Annotated in this window: 15 protein-coding genes; 6 read left to right on the forward strand and 9 right to left on the reverse strand. The window is 50.6% G+C overall.

The window, feature by feature from the left end; all coding sequences use genetic code 11:
* Positions 1–248 precede the first annotated feature (248 nt).
* From GEI7105_RS0103950 to pgsA, 5 genes are all read left to right on the forward strand, one after another.
* A complete protein-coding gene (locus GEI7105_RS0103950) occupies positions 249–947 on the forward strand; it encodes an aldehyde oxygenase (deformylating) (RefSeq protein ID WP_017659189.1) in 699 nt (232 codons plus the stop codon).
* A 196-nt stretch (positions 948–1143) separates the two neighbouring features.
* Entirely contained in the window at positions 1144–2175 is a 1032-nt protein-coding gene (locus tag GEI7105_RS0103955; protein ID WP_017659190.1) for a long-chain acyl-[acyl-carrier-protein] reductase, read from the forward strand.
* A gap of 57 nt (positions 2176–2232) precedes the next feature.
* Positions 2233–3192 (forward strand): acetyl-CoA carboxylase carboxyl transferase subunit alpha, encoded by a 960-nt coding sequence (gene accA / locus GEI7105_RS0103960; RefSeq protein ID WP_017659191.1) that lies wholly within the window; start codon positions 2233–2235, stop codon positions 3190–3192.
* A gap of 137 nt (positions 3193–3329) precedes the next feature.
* Entirely contained in the window at positions 3330–3548 is a 219-nt protein-coding gene (locus tag GEI7105_RS0103970) for a hypothetical protein (RefSeq protein ID WP_026097412.1), read from the forward strand.
* Positions 3549–3795: 247 nt separating this feature from the next.
* Positions 3796–4311 carry a CDP-diacylglycerol--glycerol-3-phosphate 3-phosphatidyltransferase gene (gene pgsA / locus GEI7105_RS0103980; RefSeq protein ID WP_026097413.1) on the forward strand — a complete coding sequence of 172 codons (516 nt, stop codon included), beginning with the start codon at positions 3796–3798 and terminating at the stop codon, positions 4309–4311.
* Positions 4312–4317: 6 nt separating this feature from the next.
* On the opposite strand, the gene GEI7105_RS0103985 is transcribed toward pgsA, so the two are convergent.
* A complete protein-coding gene (locus GEI7105_RS0103985) occupies positions 4318–6255 on the reverse strand; it encodes a heavy metal translocating P-type ATPase (RefSeq protein WP_017659196.1) in 1938 nt (645 codons plus the stop codon).
* 120 nt (positions 6256–6375) lie between these two features.
* Here GEI7105_RS0103985 and GEI7105_RS0103990 point away from each other — a divergent pair, with 120 nt between their 5' ends.
* The gene (locus GEI7105_RS0103990) at positions 6376–7491 is read left to right on the forward strand and encodes a precorrin-8X methylmutase (protein ID WP_017659197.1); all 1116 of its coding nucleotides are present in this window, start codon (positions 6376–6378) and stop codon (positions 7489–7491) included.
* A gap of 46 nt (positions 7492–7537) precedes the next feature.
* Here GEI7105_RS0103990 and GEI7105_RS36655 read toward each other — a convergent pair whose 3' ends face one another.
* The 8 genes from GEI7105_RS36655 to GEI7105_RS0104030 all read right to left on the reverse strand — a co-directional run bounded on the left by GEI7105_RS36655 (position 7538) and on the right by GEI7105_RS0104030 (position 19026).
* On the reverse strand, positions 7538–7819 hold the full coding sequence (locus GEI7105_RS36655; protein WP_144053657.1) for a hypothetical protein: 282 nt from the start codon (positions 7817–7819) through the stop codon (positions 7538–7540).
* A 229-nt stretch (positions 7820–8048) separates the two neighbouring features.
* Positions 8049–10466 (reverse strand): peroxidase family protein, encoded by a 2418-nt coding sequence (locus tag GEI7105_RS28945; RefSeq protein WP_017659199.1) that lies wholly within the window; start codon positions 10464–10466, stop codon positions 8049–8051.
* Between the two features lie 8 nt (positions 10467–10474).
* A complete protein-coding gene (locus GEI7105_RS0104005) occupies positions 10475–11839 on the reverse strand; it encodes a hypothetical protein (RefSeq protein WP_035492429.1) in 1365 nt (454 codons plus the stop codon).
* Positions 11840–11988: 149 nt separating this feature from the next.
* Positions 11989–12192: an antitoxin AF2212-like protein gene (locus GEI7105_RS0104010; protein WP_017659202.1), complete on the reverse strand. Its 204-nt coding sequence runs from the start codon at positions 12190–12192 to the stop codon at positions 11989–11991.
* A 327-nt stretch (positions 12193–12519) separates the two neighbouring features.
* Complete coding sequence (locus GEI7105_RS0104015) at positions 12520–14064, reverse strand: glycosyltransferase family 39 protein (protein ID WP_017659203.1); 1545 nt, start codon at positions 14062–14064, stop codon at positions 12520–12522.
* Entirely contained in the window at positions 14051–15565 is a 1515-nt protein-coding gene (locus GEI7105_RS0104020; RefSeq protein ID WP_158413154.1) for a glycosyltransferase family 39 protein, read from the reverse strand. The genes GEI7105_RS0104015 and GEI7105_RS0104020 overlap by 14 nt, the downstream gene beginning before the upstream one ends.
* A gap of 102 nt (positions 15566–15667) precedes the next feature.
* Positions 15668–17224, reverse strand: a complete 1557-nt coding sequence (locus tag GEI7105_RS0104025) for a glycosyltransferase family 39 protein (RefSeq protein WP_035492672.1) — start codon at positions 17222–17224, stop codon at positions 15668–15670.
* Between the two features lie 11 nt (positions 17225–17235).
* Complete coding sequence (locus GEI7105_RS0104030) at positions 17236–19026, reverse strand: hypothetical protein (protein ID WP_017659206.1); 1791 nt, start codon at positions 19024–19026, stop codon at positions 17236–17238.

A 19026-nucleotide genomic window follows, 5' to 3' on the forward strand; every position in this document is an offset into this window, starting at 1 on the left:
GGTCGAACAAAACTCAGATGGAGTGTCGAGCGGGGTTTTCACCCCCTGACCTGAAACATCCCAGTCCGAGACGGCATTCCGGAATTGACGCGCGATCGGTAATGCAAACTCCCAAACCGTCGGGCAACAGATAAAATTTTAAACGGACGCCCTATAGCGATTCGGGAATGCCACCAGCCCAACTTCGAGCTATACCTTTTTGTATAGTTCTGCCCCCCACCATCTAAGGATGAGGAGATAGGAAACATATGCCGCAGTTAGAAGCTACCCCTACCATCGATTACCAAAGCGACACCTACAAAGACGCTTACAGCCGGATTAACGCCATCGTGATCGAAGGGGAGAACGAAGCCTACGATAACTTTGTTAAGTTAGCTGAAATGCTGCCGGAGAACAAGGACGAACTGATCTCTCTGGCAAAAATGGAACGCCGTCACGCTAAAGGATTCCAAGCCTGTGGGCGCAACCTGGAAGTGACACCGGATATGGACTTCGCTCGCGAGTTCTTCTCCAAACTGCACGGTAATTTTGAAAAAGCGGCTGAAGAGGACGATATTGTCACCTGTTTGGTCATTCAAGCGCTCATCATTGAATGCTTTGCGATCTCGGCTTACAACATTTACATTCCCGTTGCCGACGACTTCGCCCGTAAAATTACCGAAGGTGTGGTGAAGGACGAATACACCCACTTGAATTACGGCGAAGAGTGGCTCAAGGCAAATTTCGATGACGTTAAAGAACGCATCGAAACAGCCAACCGCGAAAACTTGCCTTTGGTTTGGAAGATGCTCAACCAAGTCGAGAACGACGCTCGCGTCCTCAACATGGAGAAAGAAGAACTCATCGAAGATTTCACGATCGCCTACGGTGAAGCCCTCGCTAACGTCGGCTTCAACACTCGCGAGACGGTACGGATGCTCACTCACGGTTTGCGGAGTGCGGCTTAAGTCGTTGCGCCTAACTGTTCTCAAGCGAACTTAGCGAGAACGTTTCCATCGCCCGTTTTCGAGCCGAAAGCGGGCGATATCTTGCGAAAAAGATTGAGAAGCATTCTCTCGTATAATAATGTAAAGGTTTATGAACCTGTACTTGTTACCGCATACCGTCTTGCAACCTGAAAGACAGGTTGCCTAAAATCTGCCCATGTTTGGTTTAATCGGTCACCTTACCAATCTAGAACAAGCTCAAACCGTCGCGCGGGATTTGGGATACTCCGGACTCGCCGACCAGGATTTAGAGTTTTGGTGTTCTGCTCCACCGCAAACCGTCGATAACATTACCGTGACGAGCGTGACGGGTCAAACGATCGAAGGTCGCTATGTCGAATCCTGCTTTTTGCCGGAAATGCTGGCGAACCGTCGTATCAAAGCCGCGACGCGAAAAATCGTCAACGCGATGGCTCACGCGCAAAAAATCGGACTCGATATCACGGCGCTCGGCGGATTTTCCTCGATTGTGTTCGAGAATTTCAATTTGAATCAAATTCAGCGGATTCGCAACATCACGCTTGATTTCAAGCGTTTTACGACGGGAAACACGCATACGGCTTACATTATCTGCCGTCAAGTCGAACAAGCTGCCCCGAAACTCGGCATCGAACTGTCGAAAGCGACGGTGGCGGTGGTCGGTGCGACGGGAGACATCGGAAGTGCGGTCTGTCGGTGGCTCAACACGAAAACAGATGTCGCCGACATGATTTTAGTGGCTCGCGATCGCGCTCGGCTGCAAGCGTTGCAAGAAGAACTCGGTCGCGGTAAGGTCATGGGATTGGAGGAGGCTCTACCCCATGCTGACATCGTGGTTTGGGTGGCCAGTTTGCCCAAAGGCATCGAGATCGACTTCGACAGCCTCAAAAAACCCTGTCTGACGATCGACGGGGGCTATCCCAAAAACCTCGACTCGAAACTCAAGCATCCCGGTGTCTACGTCCTCAAAGGCGGCATTGTCGAACATTCTCTCGACATTGACTGGCGGATTATGAAGCTGGTTAACATGGACGTACCGACCCGGCAAATGTTTGCTTGTTTTGCCGAGTCGATGCTGCTGGAATTCGAGAAGTGGTACACCAACTTCTCTTGGGGACGAAACCAGATCTCGGTCGAAAAAATGCAGGCGATCGGTGACGTTTCGATCAAACACGGGTTTAAACCGCTTCTGTCTATTGTAGAGAGCTAGAAGCAATATCGGACAACCCAGCCACTTCCGTTTACTTTTCATTTGCTTGTCCAACCTATGCTGTTAGACTTCGAGAAACCCCTCGTCGAGCTGGAAAAACGAATTCAACAAATCCGAGACATCGCCGACGAAACTCACGTGGATGTCTCGGAGGAAATTCGCCAACTCGAAGAGCGGGCGACGCAACTGCGCCAAGAGATTTTTAGTAGTTTGTCTCCGGCGCAACGGTTGCAACTGGCACGTCATCCCCGACGGCCGAGTACCCTCGATTACATTCAAGCGATCGGCGACGAGTGGATCGAGTTACACGGCGATCGCGGCGGGTCTGACGATCCGGCTCTCGTAGGCGGCATCGCGCGGTTGGACGGAATACCGGTGGTGATGCTGGGACACCAGAAAGGACGCGATACGAAAGATAACGTCGCACGAAATTTCGGCATGGCATCTCCGGGCGGTTACCGCAAAGCAATGCGGTTGATGGAACACGCGAACCGTTTTGGGATGCCAATCCTCACGTTTATCGACACGCCGGGGGCTTGGGCGGGTATTGAAGCCGAACACCTCGGCCAAGGCGAGGCCATTGCTTACAATTTACGGGAAATGTTCGGCCTCGACGTACCGATCGTTTGTACGGTGATCGGTGAAGGGGGTTCGGGTGGTGCGTTGGGCATCGGTGTCGGCGATCGCCTGCTGATGTTCGAACACGCGGTATATACGGTGGCGACACCGGAAGCTTGCGCGGCGATTTTGTGGAAAGATGCCTCGAAAAGCTCTCAAGCTGCCGAAGCCCTCAAAATTACCGCTCGGGATCTCAAGGAGTTAGGCATTCTCGATCGCCTGCTTAGCGAACCCGTTGGCGGCGTTCACAATCAACCCGTCGAAGCGACGGAAATTTTGAAAACGGCGTTGATCGAGGAACTTCGCCATCTCTGTGGCTTGACGCCGGAACAACGACGGACACTTCGATACGAGAAATTTCGCCGTATCGGTGTTTTTTTAGAGGGCGAACCGGATTGAGCGGTTGAACTCGGGGAACTTGTGATTTCGATCGCTCGAAATCTCGATCGCGATCGCCCGACCGTCGCGAGATCGATCGCTCGGTGAGGGGTCAAAATCGGTCATACTGGAAATACCGAATTTTGCGCCTAAAACTGATGGTTCCGGAAATACAACTCATTCCAGGGGCGATTTCGCAAATTCTCGTCTCAGTTCGGGATACGGGGGTTCTCACTCGCACGGACTGTTACGGGCTGATGGCTGCTGCTTTAGACGATTCCTTAAACGAAGACGATCGCCGTTCGGTCAATCGGCTCATGCGATCGGTTCGTCAGGGTAAAGTGAAAGTCGTCGACGATTTGTCTCCGAAGCCGTAAATGCGGTGAATCGTTAAATTCCCGCGACGTGATTCTGCGATCGATATTTGAAAGTGAATTTTTAGCTAACGGGCAACTCGTCGAGTTGTTAGAGCTTCGATCGATCTTATTCGATTCGATCGACCCGATAAATCTTCGATGTTTTCCCGAGTAAGCTAATTCGTTTTAAAATATTAAAATATAATAAAAATACAATATAAAATATATTTTTTGTGATATAGAAATTCTGTATCGTTATTCAAATCTAATGACAGTTGCAACTTGGATTACCCTGTCTCGAATGCTGGGAATCCCGTTTTTATTGTATTTCTTATCCAATCCAAGCCAGTCCTATCGTTGGATCGGGTTGACGATATTCCTAATTGCAGCCCTCACCGATTGGCTAGATGGCTACGTGGCGCGACGCTTCAACCAAGTCAGCGATTTAGGAAAGTTCCTCGATCCCCTCGTCGATAAACTGTTAGTTTTCGCACCGTTTTTAATCTTAATTGAATGGGGAACCGTTCCCGCTTGGGGTGTATTTTTAATCTTAGCCCGCGAACTGACGATCGCCGGTTGGCGTGTCAGCCAAACTAGCATTTCCGGGGCAAACTGGTGGGGAAAGGCGAAAACCGTCAGTCAAATCTCGGCGATCGCCCTTCTCCTCGCCCCATTATCAGAACCCTGGACAACAGCCGGACTCGTCACCTTTTGGCTGTCCGTTGTTTTAACCTTAATATCCGGCGCAATTTACCTAATTCCCTCGAAACCCGCAGAAAACTAAACATCTTTAACCGTTATCCCGTCTGAGGAGTCGCAAACCGTTGAGCGTGACCAATAACGTCGAGCCTTCGTGACCGAGAACCCCCACCGGAAGCGTGATTTCGCCGAAAAAGTTCGCCACCATCAACACGGCGATCGACGTCAAAGCCAACGTAATATTTTGTCGGATAATCCGTTGCGATTTCTGCCCAATGTAAATCGCTTGCTCTAACTTCTCCAAGCGATCGGCCATCAACACAATATCCGCCGTCTCCAAGGCGATATCGCTTCCTGCACCTCCCATCGCCACGCCAGCCGAGGCTTGCGCCAACGCCGGAGCGTCGTTGACACCATCTCCCACCATCACCACCGTTCGATACTGTCGCTGTAGCTTTCGGACCACATCGACCTTATCCTCGGGAAGTAAATCCGCATAAATCGCGTTAACGCCGACTGCTTGCGCCACCGTTTGCGCCGTGGCCGCGTTATCTCCCGTGAGCATGGCGGTAAACGCAACACCCCGCCGCTGGAGAACCTTCAACAAGTCGGCGGCGTGGGGACGAACGCGATCGACCACAGCCATTAAGCCTAGGATTTGCCGATCGCGCACCACCCAAATTACCGTTTTCCCCTGAGTTTCGAGATGCTGGCTTTGGGTGGTTAAAGACGGCTCGATGTCGCTGAACTCCGCCAGCGCAAAGCTTCCTTTCCCCAACTTCACCGGTTTTCCTTCGAGAGAACCGACGATTCCTTGTCCCACTTCCGCTCGTACCTCGATCGCCGATAATAACGGAATTTCTTCAGCGCGTGCCGCTTGCAAGATCGCTTGACTGAGGGGATGCTCGGAATAGGCTTCGAGAGAGGCTGCAATTTGCAACACTTCCGCTTTTTCGACGTTGGCGGCGGGAACGATATCGCTGACCTGTAACTGACCCGTGGTGAGGGTTCCGGTTTTATCAAAGGCGATCGCGCGGACTTTTCCAATGGTTTCTAACTGCGCTCCGTCTTTAAACAAAATCCCCTGTCGCGCACCGCGAGCGATTCCCGAGAGTAACGTTGGCATCACAGACGCCATCAACGCGCAGGGAGAGGCCACCACCAGAAAAATCAACATTCGGTAAATCGTGGTTTCCCAATCCCACCCCAACACGAGCGGCGGTAACGTTCCGAGGGCGATCGCGCTGAAGACGATAACGCGAGCGTAACCCCGCTCGAACCGCTCTAAAAACTGTTGAGACGGCGGTTGAGTGGTTTTCGCCTGCTCGACTAATTGAATCACGCGCTGAATCAAACTGCTTTCGGGGGACTTGTGCAGTTCCACCGTTAACGCACCGCGACCGTTAATCGTTCCGGCGAACACCTCGTCTCCGAGGGTTTTTTCCACAGGCATCGACTCCCCCGTAATGGGAGTTTGATTGATGGTACTGCTGCCTTCTCGAACGATGCCGTCCGTGGGGAACAGTTCGCCGGGTTTGACACGAATGCGATCGCCGATTTGTAGGGTTTGGGTGGGAACGGTTCGTTCTTCGTGACCTTGTAAAAGTCTCGCCGTATCTGGCGTCAGTTCCATGAGACTGCGAATATTGCGCTCGGTTCGGTGCATGGCGATACTTTCGAGAGCGCCGCTGACCGCGAAAATTAGAATTAAGACCGCACCATCGACGAGTAAGTAATAGTCTTGCTGCCAAAAGCCTAAAATGGCGGCGCCCAACGCTGCCACGATCATCAGTAAGTCTACGTCCAACTCGCGCTCTTCCCACAGGGTTTCGAGTCCCTCGCGCGCCGAGTCGTACCCGCCGATGGTGTAAGCTGCCAGCAACGTCCACACGCCAAACCCCAGCCAACTTCCGTTGAGTGCGAGCCAACCGACGAGGGTGAGTAGCGCACAAATCGCAGCGGCGATCGCCTCGGGATAGGTTTTCATCCAATGCTGGAGTTTACTGGGCAACACAGACCGACGAATCATCGACACAACCTTTATGTTTCAGTCTGCGTATGGTAAACCTTGACATTAATGTCAAAGTCAAGAGAAGTTTGGGAAAACCATCGAGAGAAAACGAGGCGTCAACTCCCTTGTTTGTCGAAAATGCTGACGATTAAAGAACTCACTCAAGCGGTCGGATGTGGTACGACGCCGCGTATGGTGCGCCACTATCATCAAATCGGTTTGTTACCTCAACCGATGCGGTCTGCGAGTAATTATCGCTTGTACGATGAGGCGGACGTGCGACGTTTGCAGCGTATTGTGGCACTGAAGCAACAGGGGTTTCAACTGACGCACATCAAGCAAATTTTGGAAACTCAGCCTGAATCGACTCAAACCGATTCGTTGATGCAGCAGTTACAGAAGCAGTATCAAACGGTTTTGCAGCAATTGGTGAAGTGGCGACAAACGGCGATCGCGCTTGAGGGGTTACTCGGACGAGATAGTTCTTGTCAATCGACGCAAGCGGAAGCGTTGGCTCAACTTCAGTTGTTGGAAGTCGAAGCGCAAACGGCGCAATCTTTAAGTGAGGAACTTTGGCAATATTTGGATGTTGGGGTTTCGAGTCATCCTGAGAATTTTCAGGAGGCGTTACAGCGGTTGTTACCGGATTTGTCGGAGCGATCGCCGATTGAAGTCGATGTCTTGTCTCACCTGGTTTTAGCTTGTGGAGACGTGAGTTTGGCGGCGTTTATGCGTTTGAGTCCCGATGCGATCGCGGCGGCGAGAAACGCGCTGTCAACGGGGTGTACGGTAATGGCGGACGTTCCGGCGGTGGTTGCGACCCTCGATCGCACTCGTTTGACGCATTTAGGCTGTCAGTGGCGATCGCTGGTGGAGAATCCCCATATTGACAGTGCGGAAGACGCCGAACAACAGTTTTGGTGCGATCGCCAGTTGAAGCAAAGACTTCGGGAGTCGATCGACGGTACGATTTGGGTGGTGGGTTATGCACCGTCGGTGTTGTTGGAAATTTGCGATGCGATCGAGGCGCAAGTGGGACGACCCGCTCTCGTTATTGGATTACCGATTGGTTTCAGTCACGCGCCTGCGGCGAAACGGCGGTTGATGCAGTTATCGGTACCGTTTGTGACCAGTGAAAGTACGTTTGGCGGGGGATTGCTGGCGGCGATCGCGCTCAATAGATTGGCGGCGTCTTTGATTGAAAAACCAGATTGTCATTGCTATCTTCAGAAAACAAAATCTGACGTTCCGTAGAAACCTTATTTGCAAACGGTTGTCGCGCGATCGCCTAGATGTAGGTTTAGAAAGGAAAATTCGCCGATTCAAAAATCTGACTGAGCCATGCAATCGCACGGTCTTTAAAAAAGACTGCGAGCAAGCCACACGCAATCGGAACAGCAATGGCTACCGCGAGTCTCCAGGTTTCGACTGCTGCTAAACTGCCATAGGTCATGTCTACAGATAGCGAGAGGTAAGCAAAGATAAGAATACCGCTCAAACTAGCGCCCAGCAAGAAGTTCTTCACTGGATTAGAATTTTGTTTTTGGGTCACTTCAGGGTCTGATGATTTTTGAGAAGGCATTGACTGAACTCCTAGGTTATTTTTTTCTTAAGTTTAGGTCGATCTTACCAAGGTGTTGCCTGAAAAAAACTCAATAGATGTTTTTTAAGTTGACGAAATGCTTTCGCTTAATTCAAGGTCGAACTATCAAAAAGCAAAGGGTAGCTTAGATGGAGCAAACGCGAAACCCAACAGAAGCTAAATTACCTCGATCGATTTACGATTTTGAGATGCACCCCTAAATTTGAATTTATACAACATGAAAATCTGCTTCAGAAAGCGTCAAACCCGGTTGTAGGGTGGCGAACTGTCCGCCGAAATCGAAGCCGATGTCCGGACCGTCAGGATTGTAGAATAACGCGCCGGTAGTGCGATCGAACACGATCGCAGCCTCTGAACTATCTGCATTTTCTTCGACCGTTTCGACTGAAATCGTTCCGTCCGAATAGGGTAAAACAAAACTTTTCGCTGAAAGCGCGATCGCATCTTCACCGCTGACAAAATCCGTAATTTCGTCGATTCCCAATTCCGAAAATCTCACCCCATCCCGTCCGAATTCAAACGTATCCGATCCCGCACCGCCGATGAGCGTATCGCTGTCGCAATCGCCGTTGAGACGGTCGTTTCCCTCACCTCCCGACAGGCGATCGAAGGCTTTTCCTCCCATCAAAATGTCGTTTCCTAACTCGCCTTCGAGAACGTCGTTTCCTTCATTTCCGGCGATCGCATCGTCACCCGCCGCAGCGTACATCTCGTCATCGCCAGCCATTCCTAACATCGAATCCGCTCCCACACCACCGTTCATGGCTTCGGGGTCGCTTTTTCCCACCTTCATTAAGAAAAATGGATTGTCTTGAACGTCGTCAATGTCGGTGTTTCGTTGGAGAATATCGGAAAACGACGTATCGCGAATCGCGGCGATTTCTTCTGCTGTAAAAAATCCGCCTTCCTCCAAAGTGCGATCGAACCAAAAGCGATCGGCGTTGCGAATCCGCTCGAACTGCTCCCGAAAAATCGCGCCTTGCGTCGGACCGAAACTCGACCCCGGAACCGGATCTTCAATCAACAACCCAATCCAAGGATCGATATCCTCAACCGTTCCGTAAACCGATTCTAAGGCTGCTTGTAATTCCGGGTCGGAGGTAATTTCCGCGAAACTCGTTACCGGACGAATTCCCAATTCCGGGTACTGTTCTGACAAGGTTCTCCGAAGCTGATTGTAATCCGCCACGCCGCGATCGCGTCCCCGTTGCAGATTCGCAGACACCAAATCGAACCCCACCGCACCCAAGGGAATCGGAATCGCTCCAATAAAATTCGGGAGCGCGTTTCGCAAATCGTCAGCCACCCTCGTATCCACATCTTGCGAGAACTTCGAGGCTAAGCCGCGAAAAATCACATCTAAATCGCTTCCTTCCGTCACGTCGGGAGCGTCGAAATTGCGGAAAAAGCTGATATGTCCGCGAGGATCGACTTCGCCGTTTTCGTCGAGACGCCAAATCGTCGGACTGACGAGGGTATGACCGATACGGAACGACGCCGTAACGAAAGCATTGCTCGTTTGAGGATTGAGGCTGTCGTCGTATCCAGTATAAGGACGAAGCGAATTCGGGTTATTTTCCCCCAGCAACGTCGGAAGCCACTGATTGAGAACGACATTTTGATATTGAGCGATATTGAGTTGTCTGGCTCGTTGAAACAGTTGTTCGTCCGTCCAGTTCGGGTGAAGTTCTCCCAGTTCATCCGCGAGGCGGTTGTGATTTCTCAGCCACAGAGTATGTTGCGAGGCGAGGCTGTTATTTTCGCTGACTCGTTCGTCCCCCGCTGCGAATCCCACTCCTTGAAACGCTCCCGGTTGGGAAATCGGTTTTCCCTCTCGGGTGGGACTGGGACTGTTGACAGGAAGCAAATCGCCGGTTTCCGTGGGAGTCACCCGCAGTTGTCCGCCAGAGAGCGATCGCAATTCCCGCGCAATTTCCACGTTCGACCCGTACACTGTCGAAAGGTCGAGCCATCCGGTAATCCGGTTGACTCCCGTTCCGGGGATCTCGTTAACGCCAGTTCCGGGAGCCAAGGCGTCTCGCTCGAAGGAAAACTGGTTGTTGGGACGCGCACCGGGAGTATTTTCGCCGAAATCGGGATCGTCGAGGGGAATATCGATGGGGAAGGAGAGGTCGCGGTTGGAGTCGGTTTCCTCAAAGCCTTCGAGAGCTAAATCCAAATCGTGGTTGACGAACTGTCCGAAACTCCAGGTTAAATCGGTGGTGTAGCGACGGTTAGGAAGGCTTTGTCCGTCTTGGTCGGCCAGTACGTTACTAATAATACGGGGACTGGGGCGATCGGGGGGATCGAGTTCCAGAAACGGCGCGTTAATGGCAGGATCGGTATTGGGGACAACTGTACGACCGAGCGCAGTCAGGCGATCGACCTCTTCTTGAGTGTAAATGGGAATCGGTCGGCGGTTCCCCACCCCCGCAGGCGCAGCTTCGCCGTCTTCGTATTCTGGCGGAAACTGACGTAAAAACGGCTCTCCCGAAGCTCCGTAAGCCGTCCGTTCTGGCGTCAGGTTGTTGCGCGTTCCGTCGTAAGTGCGAATTTCGAGGAGTGGGTCGTCGGTGGTTCCGTCTGCGAAGGGGTCTCGTTGAAGTAAGGTCGTCTCGCCGCTCATGCGTCCTCCTAGGTGCGATGTTGGTTAAACAGACGACGCAACCGTTCGAGTGTTTCGGCGGGAGTTTCTCCGGTATTTTGGCGGTGGCGTTCCCAGAATTTTTTCCACCAGTCTTCCGGTTCTTCATGAGACCCCGGATAATCCGTCAGACGCTGGCTTCTGTCGTCTACGACGAGACTTCCCACGTAATCCGCATCAACGTAAATGCGGGTAATTTGTTCGTGAATGTCGGCGATGTCTTCTTCGGAGACGACACCGTTGTCGGTGGCTTTGTAAAACTGGACGGTGACGCGAATTGGGAAATCTGGGTCGCGTTCGATCGCCAGTCCGTCGATTTCCGTGAACGGCCCTTCAATTTCTCCATGGCCGATGACCGCATCTTCGACGTTACTGGTTGAAAGGTCCTCGAAGTCAACGGACATGTCTATACCGAACCCCCCTCGCATCGGTTGTTTCTGTTTGAGGGGAACTTGAATCACCATCACCATGTTTAACCCCGACTCTCCGGCGGCTTCGGTGGTGGGTATCTCGGCGTCGGAGTCGTCCGGTTCGGGAGATTCGGCTTGAAAGTCGCTCGATCGCTGGCCGGTAAGACTGGCGCGATCGCCGTTTTGGTTGAAAAACAGCCGTTGTCCCCAAGTTTGACCGGCTTCAAACGCATCGCGGGTATTGTCGATAATGGTGACGCTGGTTCCTTCGCGGGTGGCGAGAATCGTGAGGACGGCGGGGTCGCCTTCGTAAGATTGGTAATTGAAGAGGACGGGGTTGAATTGCGCTTTGTCCCCTTGAGGAATGGGGAGAAAACAGGCTTGTGCGCTGACGAGAACGTGGGTGTCCCGTTTGACGAGAAGGGAAGTGTTATCGCCGTCCCAGGAATTGGGGTCGTGGAGATAGTCTCGCAGGTTGTCGAGAACGTCAGCGAGGGGAACCCGGCGCAAGTCTTCGCCGTTTTCGTTTCCCACGAGAAGGGAGAAGCGATCGATGGGGATGTCGGCGGTAAAGTCGCTAAAGTTAGGGTAGCGGATGACGGGCATCAGGTGCAGTTCGTACTCGTCGCTGCGGGGGTTGTGCTGTTGCACCTGAATCGTCAAATCGCTGATGTTGGGGCCGACAGCGGAGTTGTCGTAGCGTCCGGTGTCTTCCCACATGACGTTGACGATGTCTAAGCCGTATTCGCTGGCGATCGCTCGTGCGTCGCGGTCGCGTACCATCGAGGTGGTGCGATCGAGGACTTGGCGATAGCGATCGTAAGTGTTAAGAACTTCGTCGGTGGCGTCGTTCATGGTGGAAGTGTCCGGGGATTCCGCCGCCAGAATCGGCGAGGCTAGGGTGAGGGAGGCTGCAAACAGCAGCGCAATGGAGAGGTTGCCCATAATTGGAGTCGAAAATAGGGGGAATATATCCTCTTTTTGCTCCTAATTTAGCCTCGCTCCGGACGGGAGTATTCAATTTTTTATAATTTTTAATAGTTGTTTGAATTTCGAGTGAAATCTCGTGAAACTCAATCCTTCCCCTTTGAGCTTTATCGATCGATATTTTTTGCCCAATCTGAAGGCCCTTCTAAATTGAGAGATTCTACAACATCGAAAAAAGATATTTCGTCGTTAGATTGAATCGGCTTTTCTGTTTCTAGTTCTAGTTCTAGTTCGACGGTTGTATTCGGTTCGAGTTCGATGGGTTCTACAGGACGTAACACTTCTCCATCAAAAATTGCTTTGATTTTCATCGTGATTTTAGGCTTATTGTTTTTTTGGGTCTTCGGGACTTGTGGTGTAATTTGTTATTTTGAATGCGAAATTGGGCGCATTGCCATGACGCCCCTACAGTAAGGGTCTTACTTATCATAAAATTAGCTTATCACCTTAAACCCAGAAGACCCTTTTTTTTGGAAAATCATTTGCTGAATTGTTGTATTCCCCGTTAATTCGGTGCGTTACGGCGGAGCTTTCATGGACTTGTTTTTTTAAACTTTTTAGCCGCCGTAACGCACCCTACTCCTCTCTGTATTCTCTGTGTCTCTGTGGTGATGTTACTCCCTACAAGTTTTATATTTTCAGCGAAGTACCTGCCATAATTTTAGCTCGTCTTTTCGATTTTCGACAAGCTCGAGTTGCGTGTTCGGTAAGGCTTGTACTTGCTGCTGTAAAACAGGAGAGGGATTGAATAAAAAGACAGAACGATTGTCGGGAAAATCAGGAAGTCTCTCTTCTCGGAAAAGCTGAAATTGGGTTTCGGGTTTGACGCGATAACTGAAGGTGAGAACTTTTACGGGATCTTCTGTGGTAATTAACAGCGGATTGGGAGCTAAATTAATATTGTCAGCGGCGGGAATGTAAAATCTGGCTTTGTCGTCGCTTTTATTCCAGGTGACTTCTTTTTGAAGGTCGATCGCTCCCATAATTGTTCCGACTGTCAGAAACAAAACAAAGACAACGCGCCAGGTTTTCTGTTGCCACAGCTTGACGGAATTAAACTTAGTTGAAAATAAATAGGCAACCGCAATCTGGATTCCCGTATAAGAGGCGAATAAGTAACGCAATCCCGCCGAACGTCGAGAACCCCATAGAATATCAGGTATCACTAAAAATATAGCATTAGTTGCCACAATTGTCAAGACCAACAACCAAGTTTTTCGCGGCATTTCTTGGATTAAAATATAAAGGGCGTAGAGAACGAACAGGACTAAAATAAAGTTGATATCGCCGAGGTTAGCGTTGAAGAAGACGCGGTTGAGGTTGCGAAACCAACGGTAGACTAAAAAGGAGAATTCAACGCTCGATTCGCCTTCTTCAATGGCTTCGCTGGTTCGGGCGGTTTTGGTAACGATAATCCAAATCCAAGGAGAAAATAGCAACCAGCCGAAAATGCTGGAAACGAGATAGGAAATTACAGTTTTGCTGCGTTGAATTCCTTCGGTGGCAAAAACGTAAATTCCGTGAGCGATCGCCACTAATGCAAAGAGTAAGTGAGAATATAAACCGAGGGCGATGCTGAAAGCGTAAATTCCCCAGTTTTTGACAGTAAAACTGCGGAGCGATCGCACTAACATTCCACTCGAAAACAGTGTCGCCAACACCCACAAACTATACTGTCTCGCTTCGTGGGCGTATAAAATGTGTAACGGAGAAATGGCGACTAACGCTGTTGCAACCCAAGCCACGCGGGAATCGGCGAAGAGTTCTCGACACAGCCAGAAGGCGCAGGGAATCGCCAACAAACTAAACACCGCCGAGAGACTCCGCGTCACCGCCACGGAATCGGGAAACCACTGCATCCAAAACTGTACCCAAAACCGCGCTGAGAGGTAATATAACGGTGGATGTTCGGGATGGTGGGCGAGGGCGGAAAGGGTATCGGAAACCGTTCTGTTTTGCGGATAGTGATAATGTTGAAGTTGGCTGAATTCGAGGATTTCTCCGGTGTAGCTGGTTTCGATAACTTCTTCTTCGGTATATCCCGAAATTCGCATGGAAGTCCGAACTTCGTCACCCCAGTAAAATTTCAAGCCTAAGTTGGTGACGCGATAGAAAATTCCGAGAACGATGACGGCGATGCAGAGTAGTTTTAAACTGAAGTTGAGAGATTTAGGGAGTTTCATCGTTAGCGGTAAAGTCGTACAACAGAACAAAGGCACCGGGGGCGTCGTATCGATCGCGCTTTTGTCCTAAACTGTCAATGTAGCCTAAGACGCGATCGCGTTCTTCTTCTACATCGTCGATATGGGAAAAAATCAGCCAGACGCGAGAATTTCCCCGCAACGCATTTAAATCCTGAGTATAGCGTTCCCACTCTGGCGGCGAGACTTCTTTTCCATCTTCTAAGTCGTCAACGCCGACGATATAATCTCCCTCCTCATAGCCGAATTTTTCGGCGTAATATTGAAATTGATATTCTCCTCGCTGGAAGATATAAAGAACGTCTCCCGGTTGCTGGCGTTCCTTCACGTAGGCGATGACGGGGCGAATTTCTTCTCGGGTAATGGGATTGGCGAATAAGGCGGTGGTTTGGAAAAGGGGAATCCAAAACAAAACGCCAAACAGGAGAATTCCCGGTATCGCCTTCAGTTTATGGCGGGTTTTCCTCCCGACGTAGTGGATTCCCTCGGCGATGAGGAGAACGATAAACGGCGTCAGAAACAGGAGTAGGCGGTTACGAAAGGGGTATTGACGCAGATACGCCGCGAGAATCGTCGCCAGGAGAGGGGAAGCGAGGAAGGCGAGAGTTTGGCGGTTGCGGCGAAAGAGGGAAAACACGCCGATGAAAAACACCACCATCGCTATCCAAATGTAATCTTCTCGAATTCCCAGGGGATTCTCGAAGAGTTTCCACCATTTTTCGGCTAACCAGTTAATATCGGTAAGTTCTGAAGGAAATGCACTCCGCCAGGATTCTTTGAGAGTTTCGTTGTTGCTCAACGATTGGATAGAGAGGAAGTAAAAGCCGAGAAAGCTAATCCCCCAAGTTGTAAAAACGGTTAGGAGTTTCGGGAGTTTCTCAAAATTGCGGTTTCGCCAGACTTTGATGAGGGAAAATAGGGCGAATCCTCCCGCGACGAGAACCGCCGGATGGGAAAACCAAATCATAACCGCCCCAATAAGGCTGTAGGTTAAAATATTTTTGAAGTTTAAGTCGCGTTTGAGTAAATCCTGTGTCAGTAACGCCAGAATTAAGGTGACGGCGACATCGCTGGAATATTGTTTTAACTCGGTGATGTAGTACACCAAATATTCTAAAGTGGCGAAAAACGCCAACGCTATCGGAACGCCGTAATTTTTTAAACAGCGTTTGGCTAAGTCGTAAAATAGGAAAATTGACGCGATTCCGCAGAGAAAGGGAAACAGCCTCAAGGCGTATTCGTGATTTCCCAATAGCTGTATCGATAGTTTTTCTATCCAGAGAAATCCAATGGGTGCGCCTTGGTTGTAATCGAGAGGTTCGAGAAGTTCGAGATAGCTGCGATCGACGATATTTAACGCTAATACCGATTCATCCGCCCAGAGCGATCGCTTCGCCATATACTGAATACAGTGTAAAGCGATCGCATATATAATTACGATCCACGATAGCGTTTTCGGCGATGTTATTTTATGTTTATTCACAAACAGCATTTCCTTCAACTCCCCGATTTGAGATCGAGTCAACTTTAGAATTTAAAACCGATGGGTTGTGGGGTTTCACCAACCCAACTCAAATCACAGCTATTAACTATCAACTCTAAACAGCCATCCTTGATAAGCTCGTTCGATCGTGGCGTTATATCGCTGTGCGATCGCCCCTTGTAAGGCGTCTGACGGGCGATATAAAAACACCGGAGAATAGCCCTCGGGAATTTCGGGAACTTGAGAAGGTTTCAAAATCTGAATATCGACATCTGGCGGAAGTAAGTGACTCAACGATAACAATTGTCCGGGGTTGTCGTCGCTAATTACCAACGGGCGATCGCTTTGGGCTATAATTTCAGCGATCGCGGGGTTGTAGCGGCTTTTGGCGTAACTTTTGTTCCACCAAACGGGAACCTGAGAACTCACCGCACAGGATACAAATCCACAGAAAAATAGGAACAAAATGGCGTATTTCCAGCGGCGGTGTTGTCGCACTCCCCGCCACAGCGTCGAAAGTTTGGTTCCGAAGAGATACGTCACCGCTAACTGAATTCCGATGACGCAAGGAACCACATAGCGAAGATTGTTCGATCGCCTTCCTCCAAACAGGATATCGGGAACCAATAACGCCGTTCCCGTAACTCCCATTAAAAGGACAACAAACAGCCAGGTTTTCGGCGGTGTCGATCGCACCAAAACCACAATAGAATACAAAACCAGAAAGATCGCCAAATACAGCAACGGATTGAGGGGGCTGGTTCCCTGGTTCACGTCTATAAAAATTCGACTGAGGTTCAATCCCCAAATTAAATGCAGGTTATCCCGAGGCGACATCGTACTTTGAGTGTTTTTCACAAAATACGATATATTTTGAACGACGACGTACAGCCAAGGCGAAAATAAAATAATTCCTAAAAGCGACGCCAATCCGTAAGCAATTAAATTTTTGAAATTTTTAAATCCCTGCGTCAACGCCACGTACAACCCGTGAGAAACAGAGACGAACGCCGCAAAGGGATGAGCGTACAAATTCAAAGCCACGGTAACGCCGTACAGCAACCACATCGGCGTTGCTAATCGATATTTCGACTCTCGAACCGCCCGTAATAAAATAACACTCGATAGTAAAATCGCGACCGTCCACAAACTATATTCTCGGGCTTCCTGAGAATACAGCACGTGAAATGGAGAAATTGCGAAAATCGCAACTCCCAACCCGGACATCAGCGGCTGAGAAAACAACTCGCAGCATAGCCAGTACATTAACGGAATCGCCAAAATTCCCAAAATTACCGAAAGGCTGCGAATTGCAATTACAGAATTTCCGAAAACTTGCAGCCAAAACCGAGCGAGGATATAATATAAAGGAGAATGTTCGGGATGCCGAGCTAAGGCGTCGATCGAATCCGATAAATCTCGCGTCTCGTTCGGATACTGATAGGTATCTCTAAGACGTTCGATACTCGTAATTTCCCCGTTCGCCGCTTCACGAACGAACTCCGCCTGTGTATATCCAGCGACGCGAAGAGAAGTCATGGTTTCGTCGTACCAGTAGACTTTTCCATCGAGGTTGTAGAGTCGGAAAAACACCCCGCAAATTACCACAAACGCGATCGCCCGCTGTAGCCAAACCAAGGAAAACTTTCGATACGCCATACCGACGAAACTCACTTCAGTTCAGCTTTCACGATACAGGATTTCGCGACCACCGCTAAATTTTCGGTTCGATCTTCATTGTAAAAACGTCCGCAAGTTTCGAGGAATCCTTGTAAAGCGGGGGTTTCTCCAGCGAGAAGCCGTCGGCGAACCTCGTCGGTTTCCTGGGGATACGATCGCCGCCATCGCGACTCGAGGAGATATTCCGGGGAAAAGGCGTCGGCGTCAATGAGGAAAAAATCGATGTCGTGGGCTTCCACAAACTGCCTCAACTCTGTTTCATCTGGAGTATAGTGAGCTTCTAGCAGAGCGATCGCCCGTTGTCGCAGTAAATTGTAATAGCCTCGGTGGAACGGAATCGCGTATTCGTAACCCACGAAGATCGATCGCTGGGCGAAGCTGGGGAGATTGTTGGCTTCCGGCGACAGAGACGCGATGAGAGTATCCTTCGGTTGCTGCTGGAAAAACTCGTAAAGTTGAGGATGGGAACCGACGATATAGTTGGTTTTCGGGTAATTTCCCAGAGAAAACGGATACGCCGCCAGATATCCGAAAATCGCCATAGTCACCGCCACGGCGACACCTCCTCTGAATCTCTGAGATGACGGTTTCGCCCAACCCCACAGACTTTCAAGAATCCAGACGATCGCAATTCCGGCGGCGATCGAGAGGGCGATTCGCAAACTATGCTGCGTGTAGCGACTGGGGAGATGCAGCCGAAACGCCAGCAGGTGGGCGAGGAAGAACCACATCAAACTCGAAATCACCAACGCCGACACTATATATATATGGTGTAAATGGGATTTGAGGGGCGATCGCCCTCGCAGCCACAGCGGTAGCAGCAACCCCAAACAGAGTAACGGCGGATCGAGGGCGGGTTGTAATCCGGTTCGGCTTCCACTCAGCCAAAACCGCCCCCAGTCTTTCGCGAAATAGGCGGTTCTCCCTCCCGGCTGGAATTCGGGGAGATGGCGGGCTTCAACCAGGGAAAACGCCGAACCGAAATCGGAACTTTTCAAGGCGTAGGGAAGCAGAATCGCCCCGCAGAGGGCGAGGGCGAGGAGATTTTCCACTGGGGGGAGGTGTTTGAAAAGGTTTCCCCCGAAAAATACCGAATCCTCTCCGCCAGCGTTTCCCCTCTGAGACGGAGAACCCGGAAACGATAGATTTTGCAGAGGGTTTCGCGGAAACAGTAGCAACACCCCCGCCGCCACGAGAAGGTATTGCGGGTAAAAATAGCCTACTCCCAACAGCGACAGCAGCATCGAGGGGGTTTTTCGCCGCATCAGAAAATAGAGAAACGCCAAAAACAGGGGGTTGAGAAACGCCCTCGCCGACGCCGAGGCGAGATCGTCTCGCATCCAGAGATTTTGAATCAACAAAACGCTGCTGAAAAACGCCGCCGAAGGAATCGGGAAAATTTCCAACATCAGCCCAAAGGCGAACCCCGTCGCCAACACCGCCAGGGGAAAGGGAATTATTTTCGCCACGTCGAGGGGATCGATTCCCAGTTGGGCGAAGATCCAGTAAAACCCCTGATAGCCCAGGGGGGCGACGGATTGAAAATAATCGGCGATCGCATCCTTGGGAAACAGCCCGGAATCGAGAAACCGTCGCATCCAAAACAGATGTTGTCGCCCGTCGTCGGAAACCAGATACTCGTGAGACAGGGCTTGCGAGACTACCGGAAGGCTGTAAAAACTACTCGCCGCCAAACTCAGGGCGAACCAAAACCCAGTAACGAACCGGGGAATTTGGGAAATGGGGCGGGTGAGGAAGGTTTGGAGATGTGCGATCGCCAT

Source organism: Baaleninema simplex PCC 7105 (assembly GCF_000332355.1).
In the GTDB taxonomy this organism is placed as follows: Bacteria; Cyanobacteriota; Cyanobacteriia; order Cyanobacteriales; family Geitlerinemataceae; genus Baaleninema; species Baaleninema simplex.